This is a genomic window from Streptomyces sporangiiformans (assembly GCF_005768555.2).
Lineage (GTDB): Bacteria > Actinomycetota > Actinomycetes > Streptomycetales > Streptomycetaceae > Streptomyces > Streptomyces sporangiiformans.
The window spans coordinates 144,074-164,869 of record NZ_VCHX02000180.1 but is presented as its reverse complement, the minus strand read 5'-3'; the positions used below and the strand labels follow the sequence as shown (position 1 = coordinate 164,869).

The 20,796-nt window shown below is 71.2% G+C and carries 18 protein-coding genes and 1 pseudogene; 14 read left to right on the top strand and 5 right to left on the bottom strand.

The annotated features are described in order from the left end of the window. The first annotated feature begins 8 nt into the window (after positions 1-8). From FGD71_RS33220 to FGD71_RS33195, 7 genes and pseudogenes are all read left to right on the top strand, one after another. Positions 9-455, top strand: a complete 447-nt coding sequence (locus FGD71_RS33220; RefSeq protein WP_119104277.1) for an SRPBCC family protein — start codon at positions 9-11, stop codon at positions 453-455. A 198-nt stretch (positions 456-653) separates the two neighbouring features. Continuing rightward, a complete protein-coding gene (locus FGD71_RS33215) occupies positions 654-2,705 on the top strand; it encodes an ATP-binding protein (protein ID WP_140936004.1) in 2,052 nt (683 codons plus the stop codon). Positions 2,706-2,878: 173 nt separating this feature from the next. Beyond that, positions 2,879-4,100: pseudogene (locus FGD71_RS50290) on the top strand (FAD-dependent oxidoreductase); the annotation flags it as partial. Between the two features lies 1 nt (position 4,101). Continuing rightward, positions 4,102-4,374 (top strand): hypothetical protein (locus FGD71_RS48070; RefSeq protein WP_219925807.1); only part of this gene is annotated, 273 nt, incomplete at its 5' end. A 268-nt stretch (positions 4,375-4,642) separates the two neighbouring features. Next, complete coding sequence (panD, locus tag FGD71_RS33205) at positions 4,643-5,071, top strand: aspartate 1-decarboxylase (RefSeq protein WP_119104274.1); 429 nt, start codon at positions 4,643-4,645, stop codon at positions 5,069-5,071. A 70-nt stretch (positions 5,072-5,141) separates the two neighbouring features. Further along, entirely contained in the window at positions 5,142-5,552 is a 411-nt protein-coding gene (locus tag FGD71_RS33200) for a GNAT family N-acetyltransferase (protein ID WP_119104273.1), read from the top strand. A 12-nt stretch (positions 5,553-5,564) separates the two neighbouring features. Next, positions 5,565-6,242, top strand: a complete 678-nt coding sequence (locus FGD71_RS33195; protein ID WP_119104272.1) for an aspartate/glutamate racemase family protein — start codon at positions 5,565-5,567, stop codon at positions 6,240-6,242. A 446-nt stretch (positions 6,243-6,688) separates the two neighbouring features. Here FGD71_RS33195 and gndA read toward each other — a convergent pair whose 3' ends face one another. Beyond that, on the bottom strand, positions 6,689-8,128 hold the full coding sequence (gene gndA / locus FGD71_RS33185) for an NADP-dependent phosphogluconate dehydrogenase (RefSeq protein ID WP_119104270.1): 1,440 nt from the start codon (positions 8,126-8,128) through the stop codon (positions 6,689-6,691). A 248-nt stretch (positions 8,129-8,376) separates the two neighbouring features. On the opposite strand from gndA, the gene FGD71_RS33180 reads away from it, so the two are divergent. Continuing rightward, a complete protein-coding gene (locus FGD71_RS33180; protein ID WP_119104269.1) occupies positions 8,377-9,600 on the top strand; it encodes a transglycosylase family protein in 1,224 nt (407 codons plus the stop codon). Between the two features lie 26 nt (positions 9,601-9,626). Here FGD71_RS33180 and FGD71_RS33175 read toward each other — a convergent pair whose 3' ends face one another. Beyond that, entirely contained in the window at positions 9,627-10,871 is a 1,245-nt protein-coding gene (locus FGD71_RS33175; RefSeq protein ID WP_119104268.1) for a DMT family transporter, read from the bottom strand. Positions 10,872-11,110: 239 nt separating this feature from the next. Between FGD71_RS33175 and FGD71_RS33170 the strand changes: the two genes are divergently transcribed. From FGD71_RS33170 to FGD71_RS33150, 5 genes are all read left to right on the top strand, one after another. Continuing rightward, positions 11,111-11,839 (top strand): (2Fe-2S)-binding protein, encoded by a 729-nt coding sequence (locus FGD71_RS33170; protein ID WP_119104267.1) that lies wholly within the window; start codon positions 11,111-11,113, stop codon positions 11,837-11,839. Positions 11,840-11,920: 81 nt separating this feature from the next. Next, positions 11,921-13,081 carry a glycogen synthase gene (glgA, locus tag FGD71_RS33165; protein WP_119104266.1) on the top strand — a complete coding sequence of 387 codons (1,161 nt, stop codon included), beginning with the start codon at positions 11,921-11,923 and terminating at the stop codon, positions 13,079-13,081. A 65-nt stretch (positions 13,082-13,146) separates the two neighbouring features. Continuing rightward, positions 13,147-14,367, top strand: a complete 1,221-nt coding sequence (gene glgC / locus FGD71_RS33160; protein ID WP_119104265.1) for a glucose-1-phosphate adenylyltransferase — start codon at positions 13,147-13,149, stop codon at positions 14,365-14,367. A 279-nt stretch (positions 14,368-14,646) separates the two neighbouring features. Next, entirely contained in the window at positions 14,647-15,984 is a 1,338-nt protein-coding gene (locus FGD71_RS33155; RefSeq protein ID WP_119104264.1) for a wax ester/triacylglycerol synthase family O-acyltransferase, read from the top strand. Between the two features lie 102 nt (positions 15,985-16,086). Then, positions 16,087-17,601 carry an SDR family NAD(P)-dependent oxidoreductase gene (locus tag FGD71_RS33150; RefSeq protein WP_181359321.1) on the top strand — a complete coding sequence of 505 codons (1,515 nt, stop codon included), beginning with the start codon at positions 16,087-16,089 and terminating at the stop codon, positions 17,599-17,601. Here the strand turns inward: FGD71_RS33150 and FGD71_RS33145 are convergent. The 3 genes from FGD71_RS33145 to FGD71_RS33135 form a co-directional block, all read right to left on the bottom strand. After that, the gene (locus FGD71_RS33145) at positions 17,580-18,386 is read right to left on the bottom strand and encodes an SDR family oxidoreductase (protein ID WP_119104263.1); all 807 of its coding nucleotides are present in this window, start codon (positions 18,384-18,386) and stop codon (positions 17,580-17,582) included. The genes FGD71_RS33150 and FGD71_RS33145 overlap by 22 nt on opposite strands. Positions 18,387-18,457: 71 nt before the next feature. Then, entirely contained in the window at positions 18,458-19,087 is a 630-nt protein-coding gene (locus tag FGD71_RS33140) for an MBL fold metallo-hydrolase (RefSeq protein WP_119104262.1), read from the bottom strand. Then, positions 19,087-20,175 (bottom strand): S-(hydroxymethyl)mycothiol dehydrogenase, encoded by a 1,089-nt coding sequence (locus FGD71_RS33135; RefSeq protein WP_119104261.1) that lies wholly within the window; start codon positions 20,173-20,175, stop codon positions 19,087-19,089. The genes FGD71_RS33140 and FGD71_RS33135 overlap by 1 nt, the downstream gene beginning before the upstream one ends. Before the next feature lie 413 nt (positions 20,176-20,588). Here FGD71_RS33135 and FGD71_RS33130 point away from each other — a divergent pair, with 413 nt between their 5' ends. Beyond that, on the top strand, positions 20,589-20,765 hold the full coding sequence (locus tag FGD71_RS33130; RefSeq protein WP_119104260.1) for a hypothetical protein: 177 nt from the start codon (positions 20,589-20,591) through the stop codon (positions 20,763-20,765). The last annotated feature ends 31 nt before the right edge of the window (positions 20,766-20,796 follow it).

The following is a 20,796-nucleotide window of genomic DNA, read 5'->3' as shown; positions in this document are numbered from 1 at the left end:
AGGAAACCGTGAAGGACATCGACCGCTCGGCCCCCGTCATCGTCGAGCTGACCACCACGATCGACGCCGCTCCCGAAACCCTCTGGGCCCTGCACACCGACGTCAACGCCTGGCCGGTCTGGAACGCGGGCATCGACAAGGCCCATCTGCCCGGGGACTTCGCCGAAGGCCGCGTCTTCGACTGGGAGACGGCGGGCCTGAGCATCAGCTCGACGATCATGGAGGTACGGCCGCTGCGCCGCACCGTGTGGGGCGGCCCGGCCCACGGCATCGAGGGCGTCCACGTCTGGATCTTCGAGCCGACCACCGACGGTGGGGGCCCGACGGCTGTCACCACCCTCGAATCCTGGGCGGGCGCCCCCGTGGAGGCCGACCCGGAGGGGATGCGGGCGGCCCTGGAGAGGTCGCTCCTGGCGTGGCTGGAGGCCCTGAAGACCGCCGCCGAGCGGTCATGACCGAACTCCGCTGCCCGCGCGGCCAGTTCGGCAATCTCGGCCATCGCGGCAATCTCGGCCGGTTCGGCCAGTGACCATCGCGAAGTCGCCTGTTTCCAGCCATCTCTGAGGTGCGAGGGCCCGTCAGTTTGCTGACGGGCCCTCGTGGTGTGAGTCTTCCGCTGGCCGTACGACAGGCGGCCGGGGAGGGGGGGCTCCATGAGTGGCGGACCGAGCAGGGTGGGGGACCGGGTACAGCAGGCGCGGGACCGCGTCTTCGCGGGGAGGGCGGCCGAGTTGGGCGTCTTCCGATCCGCGCTGTCCGGTGATGAGAAGGCGCCCGCAGTGCTGTACGTGCACGGGCCCGGCGGCATCGGGAAGTCCATGTTGCTGCGCCGGTTCGCCGCCGAGGCGCGGGCGGCGGGACGTGAGGTGGTCGAGGTCGACGGCCGGCTCGTGGAGGCGGCGCCCGAGTCGTTCGAGAAGGAGGCCGGGGCGGTGCTCACCGACGAGCGGGCCGTCCTGCTCGTCGACACCTTCGAGCGCTGCCAGGGGCTCGAAGGCTGGCTGCGGGACCGGTTCCTGGTCCGGCTGCCGGTCGGGGTGCTGGTGGTCATCGCCGGGCGGCAGCCACCGGACGCCGCGTGGACGTCCGACCCGGGGTGGGCGGATCTGCTGCGCACGGTGGCTCTGCGCAACCTCGCCCCGGACGAGGCCACAGCATTCCTGCGCGCCCATGGGGTACCGCAGGGTACGCGGTCCGCCCTGCTGGCCTTCACCGGTGGCCACCCGCTCGCCCTGGCGCTCGCGGCGGCGGTGGCGGTCCGGGACGCGGCGGGGTCGGCGGGCTGGGAGCCCAGCCGGGACGCGATCGCCACCCTGCTGCCCCGGCTGATCGGTGAGGTCCCCTCTCCGGTGCACCGCCGGGCCCTGGAGGTGTGCGCCCGCGCGTACGTGACCACCGAGACGCTGTTGCGTGCCGTACTCGGGGACGAAGCGGCGCCCATGTTCGCCTGGCTGCGGGATCTGCCCTTCGTCGAGTCCGCCCGGCACGGCCTGTTCCCGCACGACGTGGTGCGAGAGGTGCTGGAGGCGGACCTGCGCTGGCGGGACCCCGAGGGGTACGCCGAGCTGCACGGCCGGCTCAGCCTCCATCTGCTCGAACAGATCCGGTCGGCTCCCGAGAGCGGGATGCTCCCCGCCGTGGGCGCGTTCATGTACCTGTACCGGACCGATCGGTACATGGCCGACTACAACAGCTGGCGCGGCGGCGAGGTGGTGTCGAGTACCTGCGAACCGGCCGACCATGCCACGGTTCTGGACCTGGTGACCGAGGTCGAAGGAACCGCTTCGGCGACCGCCGCCCGTTTCTGGCTGGACCGGCAGCCGGAGGCGTTCCGGGTCTGCCGCTCCACGCGGGACGGCGAGATCGTGGGCTTCTCGGCCTGGCTGCGGCTGACCGAACCGTACGGCGAGGACGTCGAGGACATAGACCCCGTGGTCGCGGCGGCCTGGTCGCACACCCGGAGCACGGCCGCGCTGCGCGACGGGGAGCATCTGGCGATGGCCCGCTTCTCCGTGACCTCGCCGCGCTACCCGAAGATCTCACCGGTCGAGGACCTCCATCAGTGGCGGGCAGTGGCCGAGGTCGCCCGCGCCGACGGGCGGCTGGCCTGGATGTACGTCGCCATACGTTCCGGGGACTTCTGGCGGCCCTATCTGACGAGCCTCGGCCTGACCACGATCGCGGACCGACCGAGGGTCGGGCACCTCACGTACGACCTGTACACGATCGACTGGCGGGCTCATTCGATACGGACGTGGGCGGAGGAGAAGACCCGGCTGATGCTGTCGGGCGTGTCCGGTGCCCCGGGGAAGCCGCCGGCCGCGGTCTCCGGGCAGAGCGCCGAGTACGCCGTACTGTCCCGGCCGGAGTTCGACACCGCCGTACGGGACGCACTGCGCGAGCTGTCACGGGCGGAGGATCTCGCGCTCAACCCGCTCGCCCGCAGCAGGCTGACCGCCGGGCCGGGAGCCGAACTGGCGGACCTGCTGGCCGAGGCCGTCGACGCGCTGCGCGCGGAGCGGGGTGGTGAGAAGTACCACCGGGCGGTGGCGGCGACGTATCTGCGTGGCGCGCCCACCCAGGAGGCGGTCGCCGCGCGGCTGGGGCTGCCCTTCAGCACGTATCGCAGACACCTGAGCGTGGGGATCGCGCGAGTCTGCGACGCGTTGTGGCGTCGGGAGATCTACGGGACGGACGCCCGCTGACACCGGAGTGGCGGGGTGACCGAGGCGATGGGGGTGACCAGGGCGACCGGGCGACCGGGGTGAGCAGCAACGAGCAGCAGCGAGCAGCCGCGGGCAACGGACCTGTCTGGTGGGTGAGCAACGAGCAGAACGAGGGTGGCTCCTGTCGCTGATCGACACCAGGAGGCACTGAGATGGACATAGTTGTGGTGGGAGCCGGGCCCGTCGGTATGACGGCCGCGCTGCTGCTGGCCCGTGAGGGGCACCGGGTCACGGTGCTCGACCGGGATCCGGGCGCTCCCCGGGGCGGTGCGGAAGAGGCGTGGGACGCGTGGGAGCGGCCCGGGGTCGGCCAGTTCCGGCATCCCCACATCCTGCTGCCGGCGGCGTTCCGGACGCTGGTGAACGAACTGCCTCAGGTGGTGTCCGAGCTGACGGCGCTGGGCGGCGTCCCGTGCAATCTGCTCAGTGGCGCGTGGGGTCTGGACGCCATCGGCGGGCGGCGTCCGGGCGACGAGCGGTTCGCCATGATGGCCGCCCGGCGCCCGGTCGTCGAGGCCGCGCTCGGTGCCGTGGCCGCCCGCACCCCGGGGCTCACCGTCCGCAGTGACACGGCCGTCTCCGCACTCCTCATCGGCCACGAGCGGGTGCCCGGGCGGCCTCATGTCGCCGGGGTGCTCACCCGGGGTGGCGTGGCCGTGCACGCCGACCTGGTCGTCGACGCGGGCGGCCGCAACTCGCCGCTGGGCGGGATGCTCCGGGACCTCGGCGCGCCCGGGCCGCTGGAGGAGCGGGCCGAGACCGGATTCCTCGCCTACACCCGGTACTTCCGCTCCGCCGACGGCAAGCTGCCCAGGATGCCGGTCTGGCGGGTGGGCCACTACGACAGCGTGACGACCGTCGCCATCGAGGGCGACGCGGGGACGTGGGCCTTGTCCGTGGGGGTGTCCCGCCGCGACCGCGCACTGCGGGGGCTGCGCGACGTGGGCGCCTGGCACCGGGCGGTGGCGCTGTTCCCCGACGTCGCGTATCTGGCCGAGGAGGGCGAGCCGATCAGCGGGATCATGGCCATGTCCGGCATGGAGAGCAGGCACCGGCGGTTCGTGATCGGCGGCCGGCCGGCGGCGACCGGAGTGCTGAGCATCGGCGACGCCTGGGCGACCACCAATCCGCTCTTCGGCCTGGGCATGTCCATGGGCGCCCTGCACGCCACGGCCCTGCGTGACCTCCTGCGCACGGCGGACCCCGACGAGCCGGAGAAACTCGCCCTGCGGTTCGACGAGTTCACCCGGACCTCCCTGGCCCCCATCCAGCAGGGCCTGGCCGACTGGGACCGGCACCGGCTCGCCGAGATCGACGCCGCCACGGGCGACGTCCCGGTCCCGTACGAGACCGACGACCGCGACTGGCACTTCANGACGCCGCCACGGGCGACGTCCCGGTCCCGTACGAGACCGACGACCGCGACTGGCACTTCAGGCGGGCGCTCGATTCCGCCAAGCTGCGGGATCCCGAGCTGCTGCGGGCCTTCGCGGACATCGGCTCGCTGCTGGCGACCGCCGAGGAGACCTTCACCGACCCCGGCCTGGCGGGAAAGGTCGCCGAACTCGGCCGCAAGGCGCCGCACTACTGCGATCCGGGCCCCTCACGCGCGGAACTCCTCACCGCGGTCGCCGACGCGGCGAAGTGAACCCCTGAGTCGCTCAGGGCCGGGGCGGCGCCCGCCGGGAGACGCCGGCTGAGGACCGGCAACGCCACCGAGGCACGGCCTCGGTGGCGTCGCCCAGGAAGCGGTCCCGTATCGACCTGATCGTTCATCAGGAGAGCCGGCGACGGGTCAGTGTGAGTCCTGGAACACCCAGGGACAGCTGACCGAACATGCGAATCGTTGTACGCTCCGGAGACGGCCCTTGACCTGCAACAAGCAGGCAGGGAGCAGACGATTCGGGAGTTTCTCCGTGTTTCGAACCATGTTCAAGTCCAAGATCCACCGTGCCACGGTGACCCAGGCCGACCTGCACTACGTCGGGTCCGTGACCATCGACGCCGACCTCCTCGACGCCGCCGACCTGCTGCCCGGCGAGCTGGTCCACATCGTCGACATCACCAATGGCGCCCGGCTGGAGACGTACGTCATCGAGGGTGAGCGCGGCTCCGGTGTCATCGGCATCAACGGTGCGGCAGCCCACCTGGTGCACCCCGGCGACCTGGTGATCATCATCAGTTACGCTCAGGTCCCCGATGCCGAGGCCCGTGCGCTGCGGCCGCGGGTCGTGCACGTGGACGCCGACAACCGGATCGTGGCACTCGGCGCGGACCCCTCGGAGCCGGTGCCCGGCTCGGACGCGCGGCGCAGCCCGCAGGCCGTGGCGGCCGCGACCGTCTGACCCCGACCGTCTGACCTCGACTGCCTGACCCCGACCGTCTGCCCCTCAGCCCCGAACTCACGGAGAGCCCATGCGCGAGATCACGATCCGCGACGACCGGGGCCGGGGGCGCCTGGAGGCGTACGCCGACGCCGGCTCCGCGGATTCCGGCTCCCCGGATTCCGGCCCTCCGGGCACCGGCTCCGCGGACGCGAGTGCCGAAGTGGTCGGCCATATCGCGTACTTCGTGCTCGACGCACCGGAACGGGCACTCGTTCCGGTCCACACGATCGTGGAGCCCGCCCATGAGGGCCGGGGCATCGCCGGTTCCCTCGCCCGCGAGCTGTACGCCGTCGCCGCTCGCGAGGACGTGCCGGTCGCTCCGCTCTGCCCGTACGTCGAGAAGTGGGCCGAACGCCACCGAGACGAGGCTCCGGCGCCCGACCCGGGACTGATCGACGCGGCGAAGCAGTGGCTGCGGGCGCATCCGGATCGATTCTGAGGACTGGTACCGATGGGACCTCTGAGGGGATCTCAACCGAAGGTGCCGCTCGCCCTGCTGCACACCTCGCCACTCCACATCCCCGTCTTCGACGCCCTGCGTGACGCCGCCCACCCGGACCTGGAGCTGCGGCACATCGTGGTCGAGGAGCTCCTGCAGCGGGCGCGGGACGAGGGGCCGGATGCCGTGGCCCACGAGGTGCGCGCGGTGCTGGACAAGGCGGTCGCGGACGGGGCGGGGGCCGTGCTCTGCACCTGCTCCACGATCGGCGGGGTGGCGGAGGCCGCCGACGCCGGGGTGCCGGTGCTGCGGGTGGACCGCCCGATGGTGGCCGCCGCGGTGGCCACCGGACCGCGCGTCGTCGTGATCGGCACCGTGGAGAGCACACTGGTGCCGACGCTCGCCCTGGTCGAGGAGGAGGCCGCCCGCGCCGGGGCCTCCGTCGACGCACGCACCCTGCTGGTGGCCGACGCCTGGGACCACTTCCGGGCAGGCGACACCGACGCCTATGTACGCGCGGTCGCTGCCGCCGCCGACACGGTCACCGACGCCGACGCGATCATCCTGGCCCAGGTCTCCATGGCCTCGGCCCAGCAGCTCACCACGACCGCCGTACCGGTTCTGTCGAGCCCTCGTCAGGGCCTGGCCGCCGGCGCGGCCGCCGTGCTGGGGACGGCGGGCAAGGCGTAGGCCCACCTGGTCCCGCCTCGGTCCCGCGCCGGGGTGAGTGTGCGCGCCGCCCACGGGTACGCGTGGGAGGAGTCCAGGGCCGACGTTTCGCATGGCTGGAGGACACCATGACGCACCCGAACCCCGATCCCACGCGACCGGGGCCCCCGCCAGGCCCGGGCCCCGAGCCGCCAGGCCCGGGCCCCGACCGTCCGGAGCCCCTCCCCGACCCGGTACCGAACCCGAAGCCCCACCCGGTTCCGGACCCGAGCCCATCCCCGGTCCCCGAGCCCCCGGGCCCCGAACCGCTCCCGAAGCCGGGCCCGCTGCAGCCCTGAGGGTGAACACAACAGTGACCCGCTCCCCGTGAGAGGGGGGCGGGTCACCGCGTGATCAGCCACGAACAACCTGCGGGTTGACGCACCGCACTACCCGCGGAACGCTCGGCGGAGCATCTCGCGAAGCGATCAGCCCGCCACCTCGGACCGGTCCCCGCCCCACAGCGTGTGGAACGACCCCTCCCGGTCCGTCCTCCGGTAGGTGTGCGCCCCGAAGAAGTCCCGCTGCCCCTGCGTGAGCGCCGCGGGCAGCCGCTCGGCGCGCAGGGCGTCGTAGTAGGCGAGGGCCGCGGCGAAACCGGGTGTGGGAACGCCCTGGTGGACGGCCGCGGCGAGGACCGCGCGCCAGTCGTCCTGGGCCGCGCCGATCTCCTGGGCGAAGGTGTCGTCGGAGAGCAGGCTCGGCAGGTCGGGCCGGGTGTCGTACGCGGCGCGGATGCGGTCGAGGAACGCCGCGCGGATGATGCACCCGCCGCGCCAGAGCGAGGAGACCGCCCCCAGGTCGATGTTCCAGTCGTACTCGGCGCTGCCCGCGGCGATCTCGTGGAACCCCTGCGTGTACGACACGATCTTCGAGGCGTACAGCGCCTGTTCCACCTGGTCGGCGAAGGCCGCCGCCTCGGACTCGCCGAGCGGCGTGGCCTTCGGCCCGGCGAGCGAGCGCGAGGCGTCACGCAGTTCCTTGTGGCCCGACAGCGACCGCGCGAACACCGCCTCCGCGATGCCCGACACCGGCACACCCAGGTCGAGCGCGATCTGCACGGTCCAGCGGCCCGTGCCCTTCTGCTCGGCCTGGTCCTGGACCACGTCCACGAAAGGCTTGCCGGTGGCCGCGTCCACGTGGGAGAGAACCTCGGCGGTGATCTCGATCAGGTAGGAGTCGAGCCGCCCGGTGTTCCAGGTGCGGAAGATGTCCGCGATCTGCGCGGGGGAGTAGCCCGCCACATCGCGCAGCAGCTGGTAGGCCTCGCCGATCAGCTGCATGTCCGCGTACTCGATGCCGTTGTGCACCATCTTCACGAAGTGACCGGCCCCGTCCGGGCCGACGTGCGAGACGCAGGGCGCACCGTCCGCCGCCTTCGCGGAGATCTTCTCCAGCATCGGACCGAGCGATGCGTACGACTCGGGCGAACCGCCCGGCATGATGCTCGGTCCGTGCAGTGCGCCCTCCTCACCGCCGGAGATGCCCGCGCCGACGAAGTGGATGCCCTGCTCGCGCAGTTCGCGCTCCCGGCGCCGGGTGTCCGCGAAGTGGGCGTTGCCCCCGTCGATGATCATGTCGCCGGACTCCAGGAGCGGGGCGAACTCCTGGATCACCGCGTCGGTCGGCTCACCGGCCTTCACCATGATCACCAGGCGGCGCGGACGCTCCAGGGCGGCCACGAACTCCTTGGCCGTCTCGGTCGCGATGAAGTCGCCCTCGCTCCCGAACTCCTCGACCAGCGCGTGCGTTCGCGACGCCGTGCGGTTGTGCAGAGCGACGGCGTATCCGTTGCGCGCGAAGTTGCGGGCGAGGTTGCGCCCCATGACCGCGAGACCTGTGACGCCGATCTGCGCTGAAGTGCTCATTCGGTTGGCTCCTATAGGTCCTGAAAATACGGTGGTGCCCGTCAGTATTGCCCCACTGACCATCCTGACTTGCCGAGGGTGTGTACGCACGGCGAGCCGTTCTGCCTCAGCCGACATGGGACCGAACACAGGAACAGGGGTGCATTCCTGGTCACTTGGCGGGACAGAGCGGCTGATTGCCGTCTTGTGGTGGCCTGTTCGCTGCGTTTACTTTTGCCGCTGCTGACGCATGTCGAGGGGGATTCTCCATGGCCGTACGAGGCCGGCACCGCCGGTATCAGCCGAGCAGGATCAACCGCGCCTCACTCACGGTCACGGCGGGCGGCGCCGGCATGGCGATGCCCCTCGTCGTCACGGGGGTCTCCCACGCGGCCGACGTGGACACCTGGAACAAGGTCGCCGCCTGCGAGTCCACCAACAACTGGAGCATCAACACCGGAAACGGCTACTACGGCGGCCTGCAGTTCAGCCAGTCCACCTGGGAGGCGTTCGGCGGCACGGTCTACGCGGCTCGTGCCGATCTCGCCACCAAGGACCAGCAGATCGCCGTTGCGGAAAAGGTCCTCAAGGGCCAGGGCCCCGGTGCCTGGCCGACGTGCTCCGTGCGCGCGGGCCTCACGCGGGGCGGCGACACCCCCGACATCAATCCGTCGGGCGCCTCGACGCAGACCACCAAAAGGACCGTCCGCGACGTCCAGCCGCAGACCACGCCCCAGTCCCGGGCGGGCACCGCGGAGATGTACACGGTCGTCCGCGGCGACACGCTCTCCGGCATCGCCGACTCCCGCCGTGTCCCGGGTGGCTGGCGGCAGTTGTACGACACCAACCGCGAGGCCATCGGCACCGACCCGGACCTGATCGTCCCCGGCCAGCGTCTGAACCTCCGCCCGAAGGCCACACCGGACGACAAGCCCGCTTCCGAAACGACCTCCACCGAGAAGAAGACCGAGAGGAAGACGGAGAGGAAGACCGAGAGGAAGACCGAGAGGAAGACCAAGGAGAAGGTCGAGAGGAAGACGGAGGAGAAGGCCGAGGAAAAGGCCGACAGGAAGACCCGCTCGTCGGCGCAGACCTTCACCGCCCCGGTGAGCGCCGGTACCGGGACGCCCTACCGTGCCGCAGGTTCCTCCTGGTCGAAGGGCTACCACACGGGCGTCGACTTCCCGGTCCCCACCGGCACGTCGGTCAAGTCGGTCGCCGCGGGCCAGGTCGAGACCGCGGGCTGGGGCGGTTCGTTCGGCTACCAGGTGGTGATCCGGCATGCCGACGGCCGGTACACGCAGTACGCCCATCTGTCGGCGATCTCGGTGAAGGCCGGGCAGCACGTGGTGAGCGGCCAGCGCATCGGCCGCTCGGGCTCCACGGGCAACAGCTCGGGCCCGCATCTGCACTTCGAAGTGCGGACGGGGCCCGGTTTCGGCAGCGACATCGACCCCGTCGCCTATCTGCGCGCGCGTGGCGTCAGGATGTGACGCGCGTCGTCAGGAGACGCGCGAGGTCAGGATTTGACGCGGGAGCCGACCACGAGCGGCGCCGGGAGCAGCGGCAGGAAGGGACCGCCGTAGTACGGACGGTGCAGGGGTGATTCGTCCCCGCCGTCCTGCGCATCGCCGCTCCCCGGCGGCCCGGTCGGCCCGGTGCGAGCCAGGCGGGCGTGGGCCCGTACGGACACCGGCGTCGGCACCAGCACCGGGGCAGGAGCCTCTTCCCGCGCCCCCGCCGGGGCCTCCTCCCGCACAGCTGCTGCGGTGATCAGCGAATCCACCACGGCAGTCTGCGCGGGCAGCAGCACCGGCTCCTCGGTCACCAGGCCCGAGTGGTCCTGGAGGTCCGGGTGGTCCTGGAGGTCCGGGTGCATGACCGGGACGGGCTCGGCCGCGACCGGCTCGGCCGAGACCGGCTTCGTACGCTCCGTGCTGCTGATCCGCTCCGTCGTCAGCAGGATCAGGCCACCCGCGGCCACGACCCCGCAGCCGAGCGCGAGGGCGGTGCCCGTCGTGCCGTAGCGGAAGCTCTCGCCGAACATCGTGATGCCCACCGCGGCCGCCACGACAGGGTTCACGACCGTCAGCGTGGCCAGCGGCGCCGCGAGACCGGCGCCCCGGTAGGAGGCCTGCGACAGCATCATCCCGGCCGTCGCCAGCACACCGATCGCCGCCAGGCTGGGCAGCTGACCGGGCGAGACGCCGCCCGTCCAGTCCACCGCGACCGTCTTCGTGAACACCGACGACATACCGAACGCGACACCGGCCGCCACCGCCAGCAGCACACTGCGCACCGCCGGGTGCCGGTGTGCCGCGCGGGCCGCGGTCATCAGCGCCACCACCGCGCCGCCCGTGACCAGGGCCGCCACCATGCGCTGGGTGTTGTCCAGGGACTGCGAGTCGGCCGTGCCGACCAGGGAGAGCAGTCCGGCCAGACCGATCGTCGCCATCAGCGCGCCTCGCCAAGCGGTCGCACCGGCCTTGCGGCCGACGAAGAGCGCCGCCATGGGGAGCGCGAACACGATGGTCAGCGCGCCCAGCGGCTGCACCACACTCAGGGGTCCGTAGGCCAGCGCCACGACGTGCAGCAGCCCGCCGAGGCCGTTGAGCCCCACAGCCGCCCACCAGGCGGGCTGGCGCATGGGTGCGTACGGCTGGTCCGGATTCGTCGCCGCGACCCGCTCCTGCACGATCGCGCCGCCGGCATAGGCAACAGCGGACACGAGCGAGAGCAGCACAGACAGTGCGAGGGCGCTCATGAGTCCCTCCTCTGTATGTGGCGGGCACGCTCCGGTCGGCAGGACGCCCGGCGCGGCGATCGGTCGGTTTTCATGGTTATTACGATGCCTGTCGAGCGCGTTCGTGTCGTCGTACCTGAGCAGGCATTGGGTCCTACTGCCGATGGAGTACGACTCGCGCCCGCTCATCCCCAAGTCGGGTGACACGGTGTACAACCCTCAGGGTCGGTCCCCTATGCCCAGTTGGTCTACTTGGTTTCGTGGACCCCGGCACCGACCCTGATCTCGACCCCGCCCTCGCCCGCCTCGCCGCGCTCGGCGGATTCTTCGCGCTGCGTACCGGCCTGCCGCCGCTGCCGACGCTGGAAGAGGCGTACGCGACACGGAGCGTCACCGACGCGCCGGATCCGCTCGCTTTCCGTGTCGACAAGGTCGTGCGGCTGCTCCGTGCCCCCGAGGTGCGGATCGGGGTCTCCGTGGCGCAGCAGGGGCTCGCAGCCCGCTTGTGGTCGGTGACGCTGGGTGCCGCCGTGCTGTACGGGCAGGTGCCCGACCTCGATCCGCGGCTGCTGCGCTGGGACGCGGACGGCAGCGCGCCTGACGACCTGTGGCTGGCCGAGGTGCGCTCCCTGCCCGGTGACGCGACGACGATCCGGCAGGTCGTACAGCACGGTCACCTCGAGGCCCTGTCGGCGGCCCTGCGAGCCCGCCACCTCGTCTCCGCGGGTCTGTTGTGGGGCAACGCGGGCTCCGCGCTCGCAGGCGCCGCGCGCGAGCTCGACCGGTGGGGCCGGGCCAGCGGGCGTGAGGATGTGGGCGAGCGGGCCCGCGAGCTGGCCGCCGAACTCCTCGACCACCCCGACCTGCGCGGCACCGGCACGCTCGAGGGCACGGCGTTCCGGCGGCGCAGCTGCTGCCTCTACTACCGGGTCCCAGGTGGGGGCGTGTGCGGCGACTGTTGTTTCACGCGTCCGCCGAGCCGATCTTGACCGGCTGCCCCTGCGGTCTTCCCCAGGAGGCCGCTTCTGGGTGACCATGAGAGAACCAACCGCTGAGACAGGGGGTTCCGGGTGCGTGTGGGACTGTTGACCCGGGAGTACCCGCCGGATGTGTACGGCGGAGCCGGCGTCCATGTCGAGTTCCTCGCCCGGGAGTTGAGGCCTCTCGCGGACCTGGACGTGCACTGCTGGGGCGAGGGCGCCGCGGACGGCGTCGTCCGCCATCGGCCCTGGTCCTCGCTCGACGGCGCCAACGACGCGCTGCGCACGTTCTCCGTGGACCTCTCCATCGCCGCCGCCCTCGAAGGCCGCGAACTCGTCCACTCGCACACCTGGTACGCCAACCTCGCCGGCCATCTCGCGAAACTGCAGCACGACATTCCGCACATCATGACCGCCCATTCCCTGGAGCCGCTGCGCCCCTGGAAGGCCGAGCAACTCGGCGGCGGGTACGCCTTGTCGAGCTGGGCGGAGCGCACCGCCATCGAGGCCGCGGACGCCGTGATCGCCGTCTCCGGAGCGATGCGCGAGGACATCCTCGGCTGCTATCCGGCCCTGGACCCGGCGAAGGTGCGCGTCGTGCACAACGGTATCGACACCTCCCTGTACCAGCCGGACCACGGCACGGACGTCCTAGAGCGGGTGGGCCTGGACCTCGACCGCCCCTACGTCCTGTTCGTCGGCCGCATCACCCGCCAGAAGGGCGTGCCCCAACTGCTCCGCGCGGTACGGGACATCGACCCGGCCGCCCAAGTCGTCCTGTGCGCGGGAGCCCCCGACACGCCGGAGATCGACCAGGAGTTCCGCTCGCTCTTCCAGGAACTGAGCCGCGTCCGCGCGGGCGTGTACTGGATCCCGCAGATGCTGCCGCGGCCCGACGTGATCCAACTCCTCACACACGCCGCCGTGTTCGTGTGCCCGTCGGTGTACGAGCCGCTGGGCATCGTCAACCTGGAGGCGATGGCGTGCGGCACGGCCGTCGTGGCCTCGCGCGTCGGCGGTATACCCGAAGTCGTCGAGGACGGCGAAACAGGCCTTCTCGTACCGGTGGAGGAGAACGCCGAGGACAACGTGGCGCGGCTCGCGCGCGCCCTCGACTTACTTCTCGCCGACCCCGCGGCCGCCCGACGTATGGGCGAGGCCGGAAGGGAGCGGGCGGTACGGGAGTTCGGCTGGGATGCGGTGGCCCGGCGAACGGTCCAGCTGTACGAGGAAATCCTCAAACCGGGGTGACCCTCGGACAGGCTGGCGGATGAAGTTCAGGAAAGTAGCTCAACCGGGCGTAAAGGGGCGGCAGCATGCGACGCGGTGGACCTTCGGTGCTGGGAATCGTACTGGCGGGCGGAGAGGGCAAGCGACTGATGCCTCTGACCGCCGATCGCGCGAAACCCGCGGTCACCTTCGGCGGAACGTATCGCCTCGTCGACTTCGTGCTATCCAACCTCGTCAACGCGGATATCCTGCGCATCTGCGTGCTGACGCAGTACAAGTCGCACTCGCTCGACCGGCACATCACCACGACCTGGCGGATGTCCAGTCTGCTCGGCAACTACGTGACGCCGGTCCCGGCCCAGCAGCGGCTCGGCCCGCGCTGGTACCTCGGCAGCGCCGACGCGATCCTGCAGTCGCTGAACCTGGTGAACGACGAACAGCCCGACTACGTCGCGGTGTTCGGCGCCGACCACGTCTACCGCATGGACCCGCGGCAGATGCTGCAGCAGCACATCGAGAGCGGAGCCGGCGTCACCGTCGCGGGGATCCGGGTGCCGAGGGGTGAGTCGTCGTCCTTCGGTGTCATCGCTCCCGGGTCCGACGGCCAGACCGTCCAGAGCTTCATGGAGAAGCCCGCCGACCCGCCGGGACTCCCGGACGACGCGGAGTCCGTCTTCGCCTCCATGGGCAACTACATCTTCTCCACCAAGGCGCTGGTGGAGGCGCTGCACCGGGACGCTGACGACGGGGACTCCGTGCACGACATGGGCGGTTCCATCCTGCCCGCGCTCACTGAGCTCGGCGAGGCCCAGTTGTACGACTTCAGCGCCAACCACGTACCCGGGGAGACCAGCCGGGACCGGGGGTACTGGCGGGATGTCGGCACCCTCGACGCGTATTACGACGCCCACATGGACCTGATCGCCGAGCGGCCCGCTTTCAACCTCTACAACCGCAGCTGGCCCATCTACACCCACTCCGGCCAGTTGTCGCCCGCCCGTTTCAACGCCGGCGGCATCGCGAGCGAGTCGATCATCAGCTCCGGCTGCCTCATCCGCGGCCAGGTCACGCGCTCGGTGCTCTCGCCGGGTGTCGTCGTCGACCCGGGTGCCGTCGTCCAGGGCTCGGTCCTGCATGACAACGTCCACATCGGGCGGGGTGCGGTCGTACGCGGTGCTGTCCTCGACAAGAACCTCCAGGTGCCGCCGGGAGCGACGATCGGCGTCAACCCGGACCGGGACCACGAGCTCTACACGGTCTCGAAGGGCGGCGTGATCGCGCTGGGAAAGGGCCAGCAGGTGTCTTAGGGGCACGTCCGGCGGACCAGGGCCGGGAGGGCCCTGGCTCCGCCGGGTGGCCCCCGGACGCACTCGGATGGCCCATGCGGATGGGCCGAATGGGCTCATCCGGCGGCGGATGTCGCTCCGACTGCTGTGAAATGACCTCATAGGTCACATGAGTCCCGCCCCTCTCGCGGGATCAGACTTAATCTGATGTTTACTGTGTGTAACGTGATCGTACTTGACCGTAATCACTAATCGGCGGTTGACTGCTTGCTCACCCGTCGTCGACGCGAGAGCAAGCCATTGACTTCTGACCTGCTTGCACCACTCGACCTGGCGTTCTGGAACATCGAGTCCTCCCAGCACCCGATGCACCTCGGTGCCCTCGGCGTGTTCGCGTCCCATTCGCCGGCCGCGGGCGCCCATGCCGCCGACCTGCTGGCGGCCCGCGCCGCGGGCGTACCAGGGCTGCGCATGCGAATCCGTGACGTGTGGCGGCCGCTGGCCTTCGGGCAGCCGCTCGCCTTCGGCGGCGCGGCCCGTGAGCCCGCACCCGACTTCGACCCGCTCGACCACGTCAGGCTGCACGCGCCGACCGCGGACTTCCACGCGGCCGCGGGCGCGCTCATGCAGCGCCCGCTGGAGCGCGGCAGGCCGCCGTGGGAGGCGCATGTGCTGCCCGGCGTGGACGGCACCTCGTTCGCCGTGTTCTTCAAGTTCCACCACGCCCTGGCCGACGGACTGCGGGCGCTGACGCTCGCCGCGGCGGTCATGGACCCCATGGACATGCCCGAGCCCCGTCCACGCCCCCAGGAGCCGCCACGGGGCCTCTTCCCCGACGTGCGCAAACTGCCGGGCCTCGTCCGCGACGCGGTCTCCGACGTGAACCGGGCCCTCGACATCGGCGCCTCCGTCGCCCGCGCCACCTGGGGCGTGCGCTCCTCGTCCGCTCTGGTGGCCGTGCCGACCGGCACCCGCCGCATCGCGGGCGTGGCCATCGAGCTCGACGAGGTGCACAAGATCCGCAAGAGCGTGGGCGGCACCGTGAACGACGTCCTGATCGCGGTCGTCGCGGGTGCCCTGCGCCGCTGGCTGGACGAGCGCGGTGACGGCAGCGAAGGCGTCGCACCCCGTGCCCTGATTCCCGTCTCCAAACGCCGCCCGCGCACCGCCCACCCACAGGGCAACCGGCTCTCCGGCTACTTGATACGGCTCCCCGTCGACGACGCGGACCCGCTCAGCCGGCTCGAAACGGTGCGTGCGGCCATGAACCGCAACAAGGACGCGGGCCCCAACCGTGGCGCGGGCGCCGTCGCCCTGCTCGCCGACCATGTGCCGCCGCTGGGGCACCGGCTCGGCGGTCCCGTCGTCGGCGCGGCGGCCCGGCTGCTCTTCGACATCCTCGTCACCAGCGTGCCGCTGCCCAGCCTCGGCCTGAAGCTCGGTGGCTGCCCGCTCACCGAGGTCTATCCGCTCGCCCCGCTCGCCGCCGGCCAGTCCCTGGCGGTCGCCGTCTCGACCTACCGCGGACGCGTCCACTACGGGCTCGTCGCCGACGCGGAGGCCGTGCCGGACCTCGACCGGCTGGCCAAGGCGGTGTCCGTCGAGATGGAGGAACTGGCCGTCGCCTGCGCTCCTTGATCACCGCGGGTTTGGTGCCTTCGCCCCGCGCTCCGTAAAATTCCGCCTTCGAAAGCGAGCGCGGTTCGAGCGCGGCGCGGAACCCGAGGAACGGCAACGGCGATGACGGTGACAGAGGACAGCCCGGCGACCCCCGCCGTGGACACGGCAGAGGTGGCAGAGGCCTCGTACGGTCCCGGTATCGACCCGGAGCGGCTGGCCCTCTGCCTCAGCGTGCTCGAGGAGATCGACAAGCTGGAGGTCGACCACCCCGACGCCATCGCCGTGCGCCGCGCCACGGCGGGGATCTACCGCACCGTGAAGCAGCGCCGCCGTCAGGAGCGCCGGGCCGCCAAGACCGCCCACGACAAGGCGGTCACGGAGGCCACCGCGACGGGCTCCGCCCAGCGCATCGACGACGAGACGGAGGGCATCCTGCCCTCGTCCGTGACGGACGCCGGAGAGATCGCGGGGATACTCCAGCGCCCGCGCTCCTGCTACATCTGCAAGACGCGGTACGTCGAGGTCGACTACTTCTACCACCAGCTCTGCCAGAAGTGCGCCGCCGAGAACCGCGCCCGCCGCGACGCCCGCGCCGACCTCACCGGCAAGCGGGCGCTGCTCACCGGCGGCCGCGCCAAGATCGGCATGTACATCGCGCTGCGGCTGCTGCGCGACGGCGCCCACACCACGATCACCACGCGCTTCCCGAACGACGCGATCCGTCGCTTCAAGGCCATGCCCGACAGCGCGGACTGGATCCACCGGCTGAAGATCGTCGGCATCGATCTGCGCGACCCCGCCCAGGTCGTCGCGCTCGCCGACTCGGTCGCCGCCGCGGGCCCGCTCGACATCCTGATCAACAACGCGGCCCAGACGGTACGCCGCTCACCGCAGGCCTACAGCGAGCTGCTCGCGGCCGAGTCGGCGCCGCTGCCCGCCGGTGAGCTGCCGCCGGCCGAAGTGATCGGCACCTTCGGGTCCGGCGCCGTGGCCGCGCTGCCGGTGGCCGGAGGCGGCGCGCTGACCGCGCAGGACGTCACCGACCTCGCCCTGGTCTCCGGTTCGGCCTCGCTGGAGCGCATCGCCGCCGGTACGGCCATCGACGCGGGCGGTCTCGTGCCCGACCTGCACGACACCAACAGCTGGATCCAGTCCGTCGAGGAGGTCACTCCGGTCGAGCTGCTCGAGGTCCAGCTCTGCAACTCCACCGCGCCGTTCATCCTCATCAGCCGGCTGCGCGCCGCCATGTCCGCGGCAGGCGCCGGGGCCGGGTCCGGGGCCGGGCGGACGTACATCGTGAACGTGTCCGCGATGGAGGGCGTCTTCAGCCGCGGCTACAAGGGCGCGGGGCACCCGCACACCAACATGGCCAAGGCCGCGCTCAACATGCTGACGCGCACCAGCGCCCAGGAGATGTTCGAGAAGGACCGCATCCTGATGACCGCCGTCGACACCGGCTGGATCACCGACGAGCGCCCGCACCCGGACAAGGTGCGCCTCGCCGACGCGGGCTTCCACGCCCCGCTCGATCTGATCGACGGTGCGGCCCGGGTGTACGACCCGATCGTGCGGGGCGAGCAGGGCGAGGACCTGTACGGGGTGTTCCTGAAGGACTACGCGCCCGGCAAGTGGTGATCTCGTAGGCGGTCGTGGACCGCGTACGCGGCGGAGCTGTACGCGGCCCGTACCCGGGTACCCCCGTCTACCAGCAGGTCCGTCCCGGTCACCCATTCGGCCGCGTCGGAGGCCAGCCACACCACGGCCCGGGCGATGTCCTCCGGCTCGCCGATACGGCCGAGGGGCAGCCCGGAGGCCACCTCGTCCTCGGCACGCTCCCATACGAAACGGGCCATCTCCGTGCGTACGAGGCCGGGGGAGACGGAGTTGACCCGCACCGTCGGCGCCAGCTCGCCCGCCAGCTGTTGCGTGAGATGGATCAGCGCCGCCTTGCTCGTGCCGTAAGCGCCCACGTTGGGCCCCACGTGGGCGGCCCCCTCGGTGCAGACGTTCACCACCGCGCCGCCGTGCTCGCCCATCCAGGCCCGCCAGGCGCACTGCACCAGCCGGAGCGGTGCCTCCACGTTGACGGTGAACGCCTCGCGCCAGCGGTCCGGGTCGGCGTCCATGAGCGGGCCGTACGGCTCGTTCGTCGCGGCGTTGTTCACCACGACGTCGATCCGCCCGAACGAGCGCAGTGTCAGCTCCGTCAGCTCCCACAGATGCGCCGGGTCGGCGACCGAGCCCGAGAGGCCGACGCCTCCGAGTTCCTCGGCGACCCGGCTCACCCCACCGGGATCACGGGCGGTCACGCACACCCGCGCGCCCGCCTGGACGAGTGCCTTTGCGACCGCCCGCCCGATCCCGCGCGAAGCTCCCGTGACGATCGCGGCCTTGCCCGCAAGCCCGTACGGCGAAGTCATCCGCGTACCGTCTCATGGCGGGCCGTCAGCCACCAGGCATCAGGCGACGGCTGCCTCGATGACTCTCCGCTTCAGTGGCCCCGGTCGATCCACTTCTGCAGGTGGGGGGCTTCGGCGCCGATCGTCGTGGAGTCGCCGTGTCCGGTGCGGACCTCCGTCCCGGGCGGCAGGGCGAGCAGCCGCTCCCGGATCGACGCGATGATCGTCGGGAAGTGGGAAAAGGATCGTCCCGTCGCGCCCGGTCCACCCTGGAACAAGGTGTCTCCGGTGAAGACGGTGTCCAGCTGCGGGGCGTGCAGGCAGACCGCGCCCGGGGCGTGGCCCGGGGTGTGCAGGACGGTGAGATCGGTGCCGGCCACGGACAGCCGTTGTCCGTCGGCCAGTTCACCGTCCGGCAGGCGGCCGGGGTGCGTCTGCTTCCACAGCGGGAGGTCGTCGGGATGGAGGAGGATCGGCGCGCCGGTGCGTGCGGCCAGGGCCGGGGCCGCGTCGATGTGGTCGTTGTGGGCGTGGGTGCAGACGATCGCCGTGAGCCGGCGGTCGCCGAGTGCCTCGGCGATGGCGTCGGCGTCATGGGCCGCGTCGATCACCAGGGCTTCGGAGTCGTCGCCCACGATCCAGACATTGTTGTCGACGTCCCAGGTGCCGCCGTCCAGGCTGAACGTGCCGGAGGTGACCAGGTGCTCGATACGGGCGGCCATCACAGCACCACCACCGAACGCAGCACATCGCCCTGGTGCATCCGGTCGAAGGCCTGCTCCACCGCGTCCAGCTCGATCGTCTCGGTGACGAACGCCGCCAGGTCGAGCCGCCCCTGCTGGTGCAGATCGATCAGCATCGGGAAGTCACGCGAGGGCAGACAGTCCCCGTACCAGGAGGACTTGAGCGCGCCACCGCGGCCGAAGACGTCGAGCAGCGGCAGTTCCAGCTTCATCTCCGGCGTCGGTACGCCGACCAGGACGACCGTGCCCGCCAGGTCGCGGGCGTAGAACGCCTGCTTGTACGTCTCGGGGCGGCCCACCGCCTCGATGACCACGTCGGCCCCGAAGCCGCCGGTCAGTTCGCGGACGGCCTCGACCGGGTCGGTCTCCTTCGAGTTCACCGTGTGCGTGGCGCCCATGGTGCGTGCGGTGGCCAGCTTCCGCTCGTCGATGTCGACGGCGATGATCCGCGCCGCGCCGGCCAACCGGGCCCCGGCGATCGCCGCGTCGCCCACGCCGCCGCAGCCGATGACGGCCACCGAGTCGCCGCGGCCCACCGAACCGGTGTTGATGGCCGCGCCGATGCCGGCCATCACCCCGCAGCCGAGCAGCCCGGCGACGGCCGGGGAGACGGACGGATCGACCTTGGTGCACTGCCCGGCCGCGACCAGCGTCTTCTCGGCGAAGGCGCCGATCCCCAGGGCGGGGGAGAGCTCCGTGCCGTCCTCCAGGGTCATCTTCTGCTGCGCGTTATGGGTGTCGAAGCAGTACCAGGGGCGGCCGCGCAGACAGGCCCGGCACTGGCCGCACACCGCACGCCAGTTGAGGATCACGAAGTCGCCGGGCGCCACATCGGTGACGCCCTCGCCGACCGACTCCACGATCCCGGCGGCCTCGTGGCCGAGAAGGAACGGATAGTCGTCGCTGATGCCGCCCTGCTTGTAGTGCAGGTCCGTGTGGCAGACCCCGCAAGCCTGAACCTGCACCACGGCCTCACCCGGACCCGGGTCCGGGACCAGGATCGTGCGGACCTGAACCGGCTCGTTCTTCCCTGGGGCGATGACACCGCGTACCTGCTGGGCGGCCATATCGGGCTCCTTCGCGTGACAAATGGGTGCGCGGATCATGTTGGCACAGGGCCGGAGGAGCGGATCCGTGCCTGTGGACAACCAAAGGGAAACCGGCGCCATCAATAGCCGGAATAGGCGAGACTGCCCATGTATGTCGCAGTATGACTTGAGACAGTTACCTCTTGTTTTCGGCCCCATCGAGCGGAGGGCCGCTCATTTGGTTACTCTGTACCGGACGGACAGCCTATATGGGTCCCACCCACACCCACGGTCCGTCCCGGGACAAGCCGGACACCACGGCCTGCTCTCAGATGAGTTGTCGGCGCCACCGCGTCCGTACTGCTTCCAATCAGACCCATGCGGACGTCAGGTGACCGGCAGCAGACTGGCCCGCCCGTCCCGAGGGTGACCCGACACATAAGGAGTGCGCGGTGACACCGGAGAAGACGAACAGCGATGACCGCCCCAAGGAACGCAAGGACCGGGCCGGCCGCCGGCCCGACGAGGCGCTCGGCAGCCTAGACGTGTGGGCCAGGTCCGCCCCGATCCGCCTGGCGGGTTACGAGGAAGACCTCGCGGAGCCCCACATCCTGCCCAGCGTGGACTGAGACGTTCACCGAGGGGTCATCGTGATCGCTG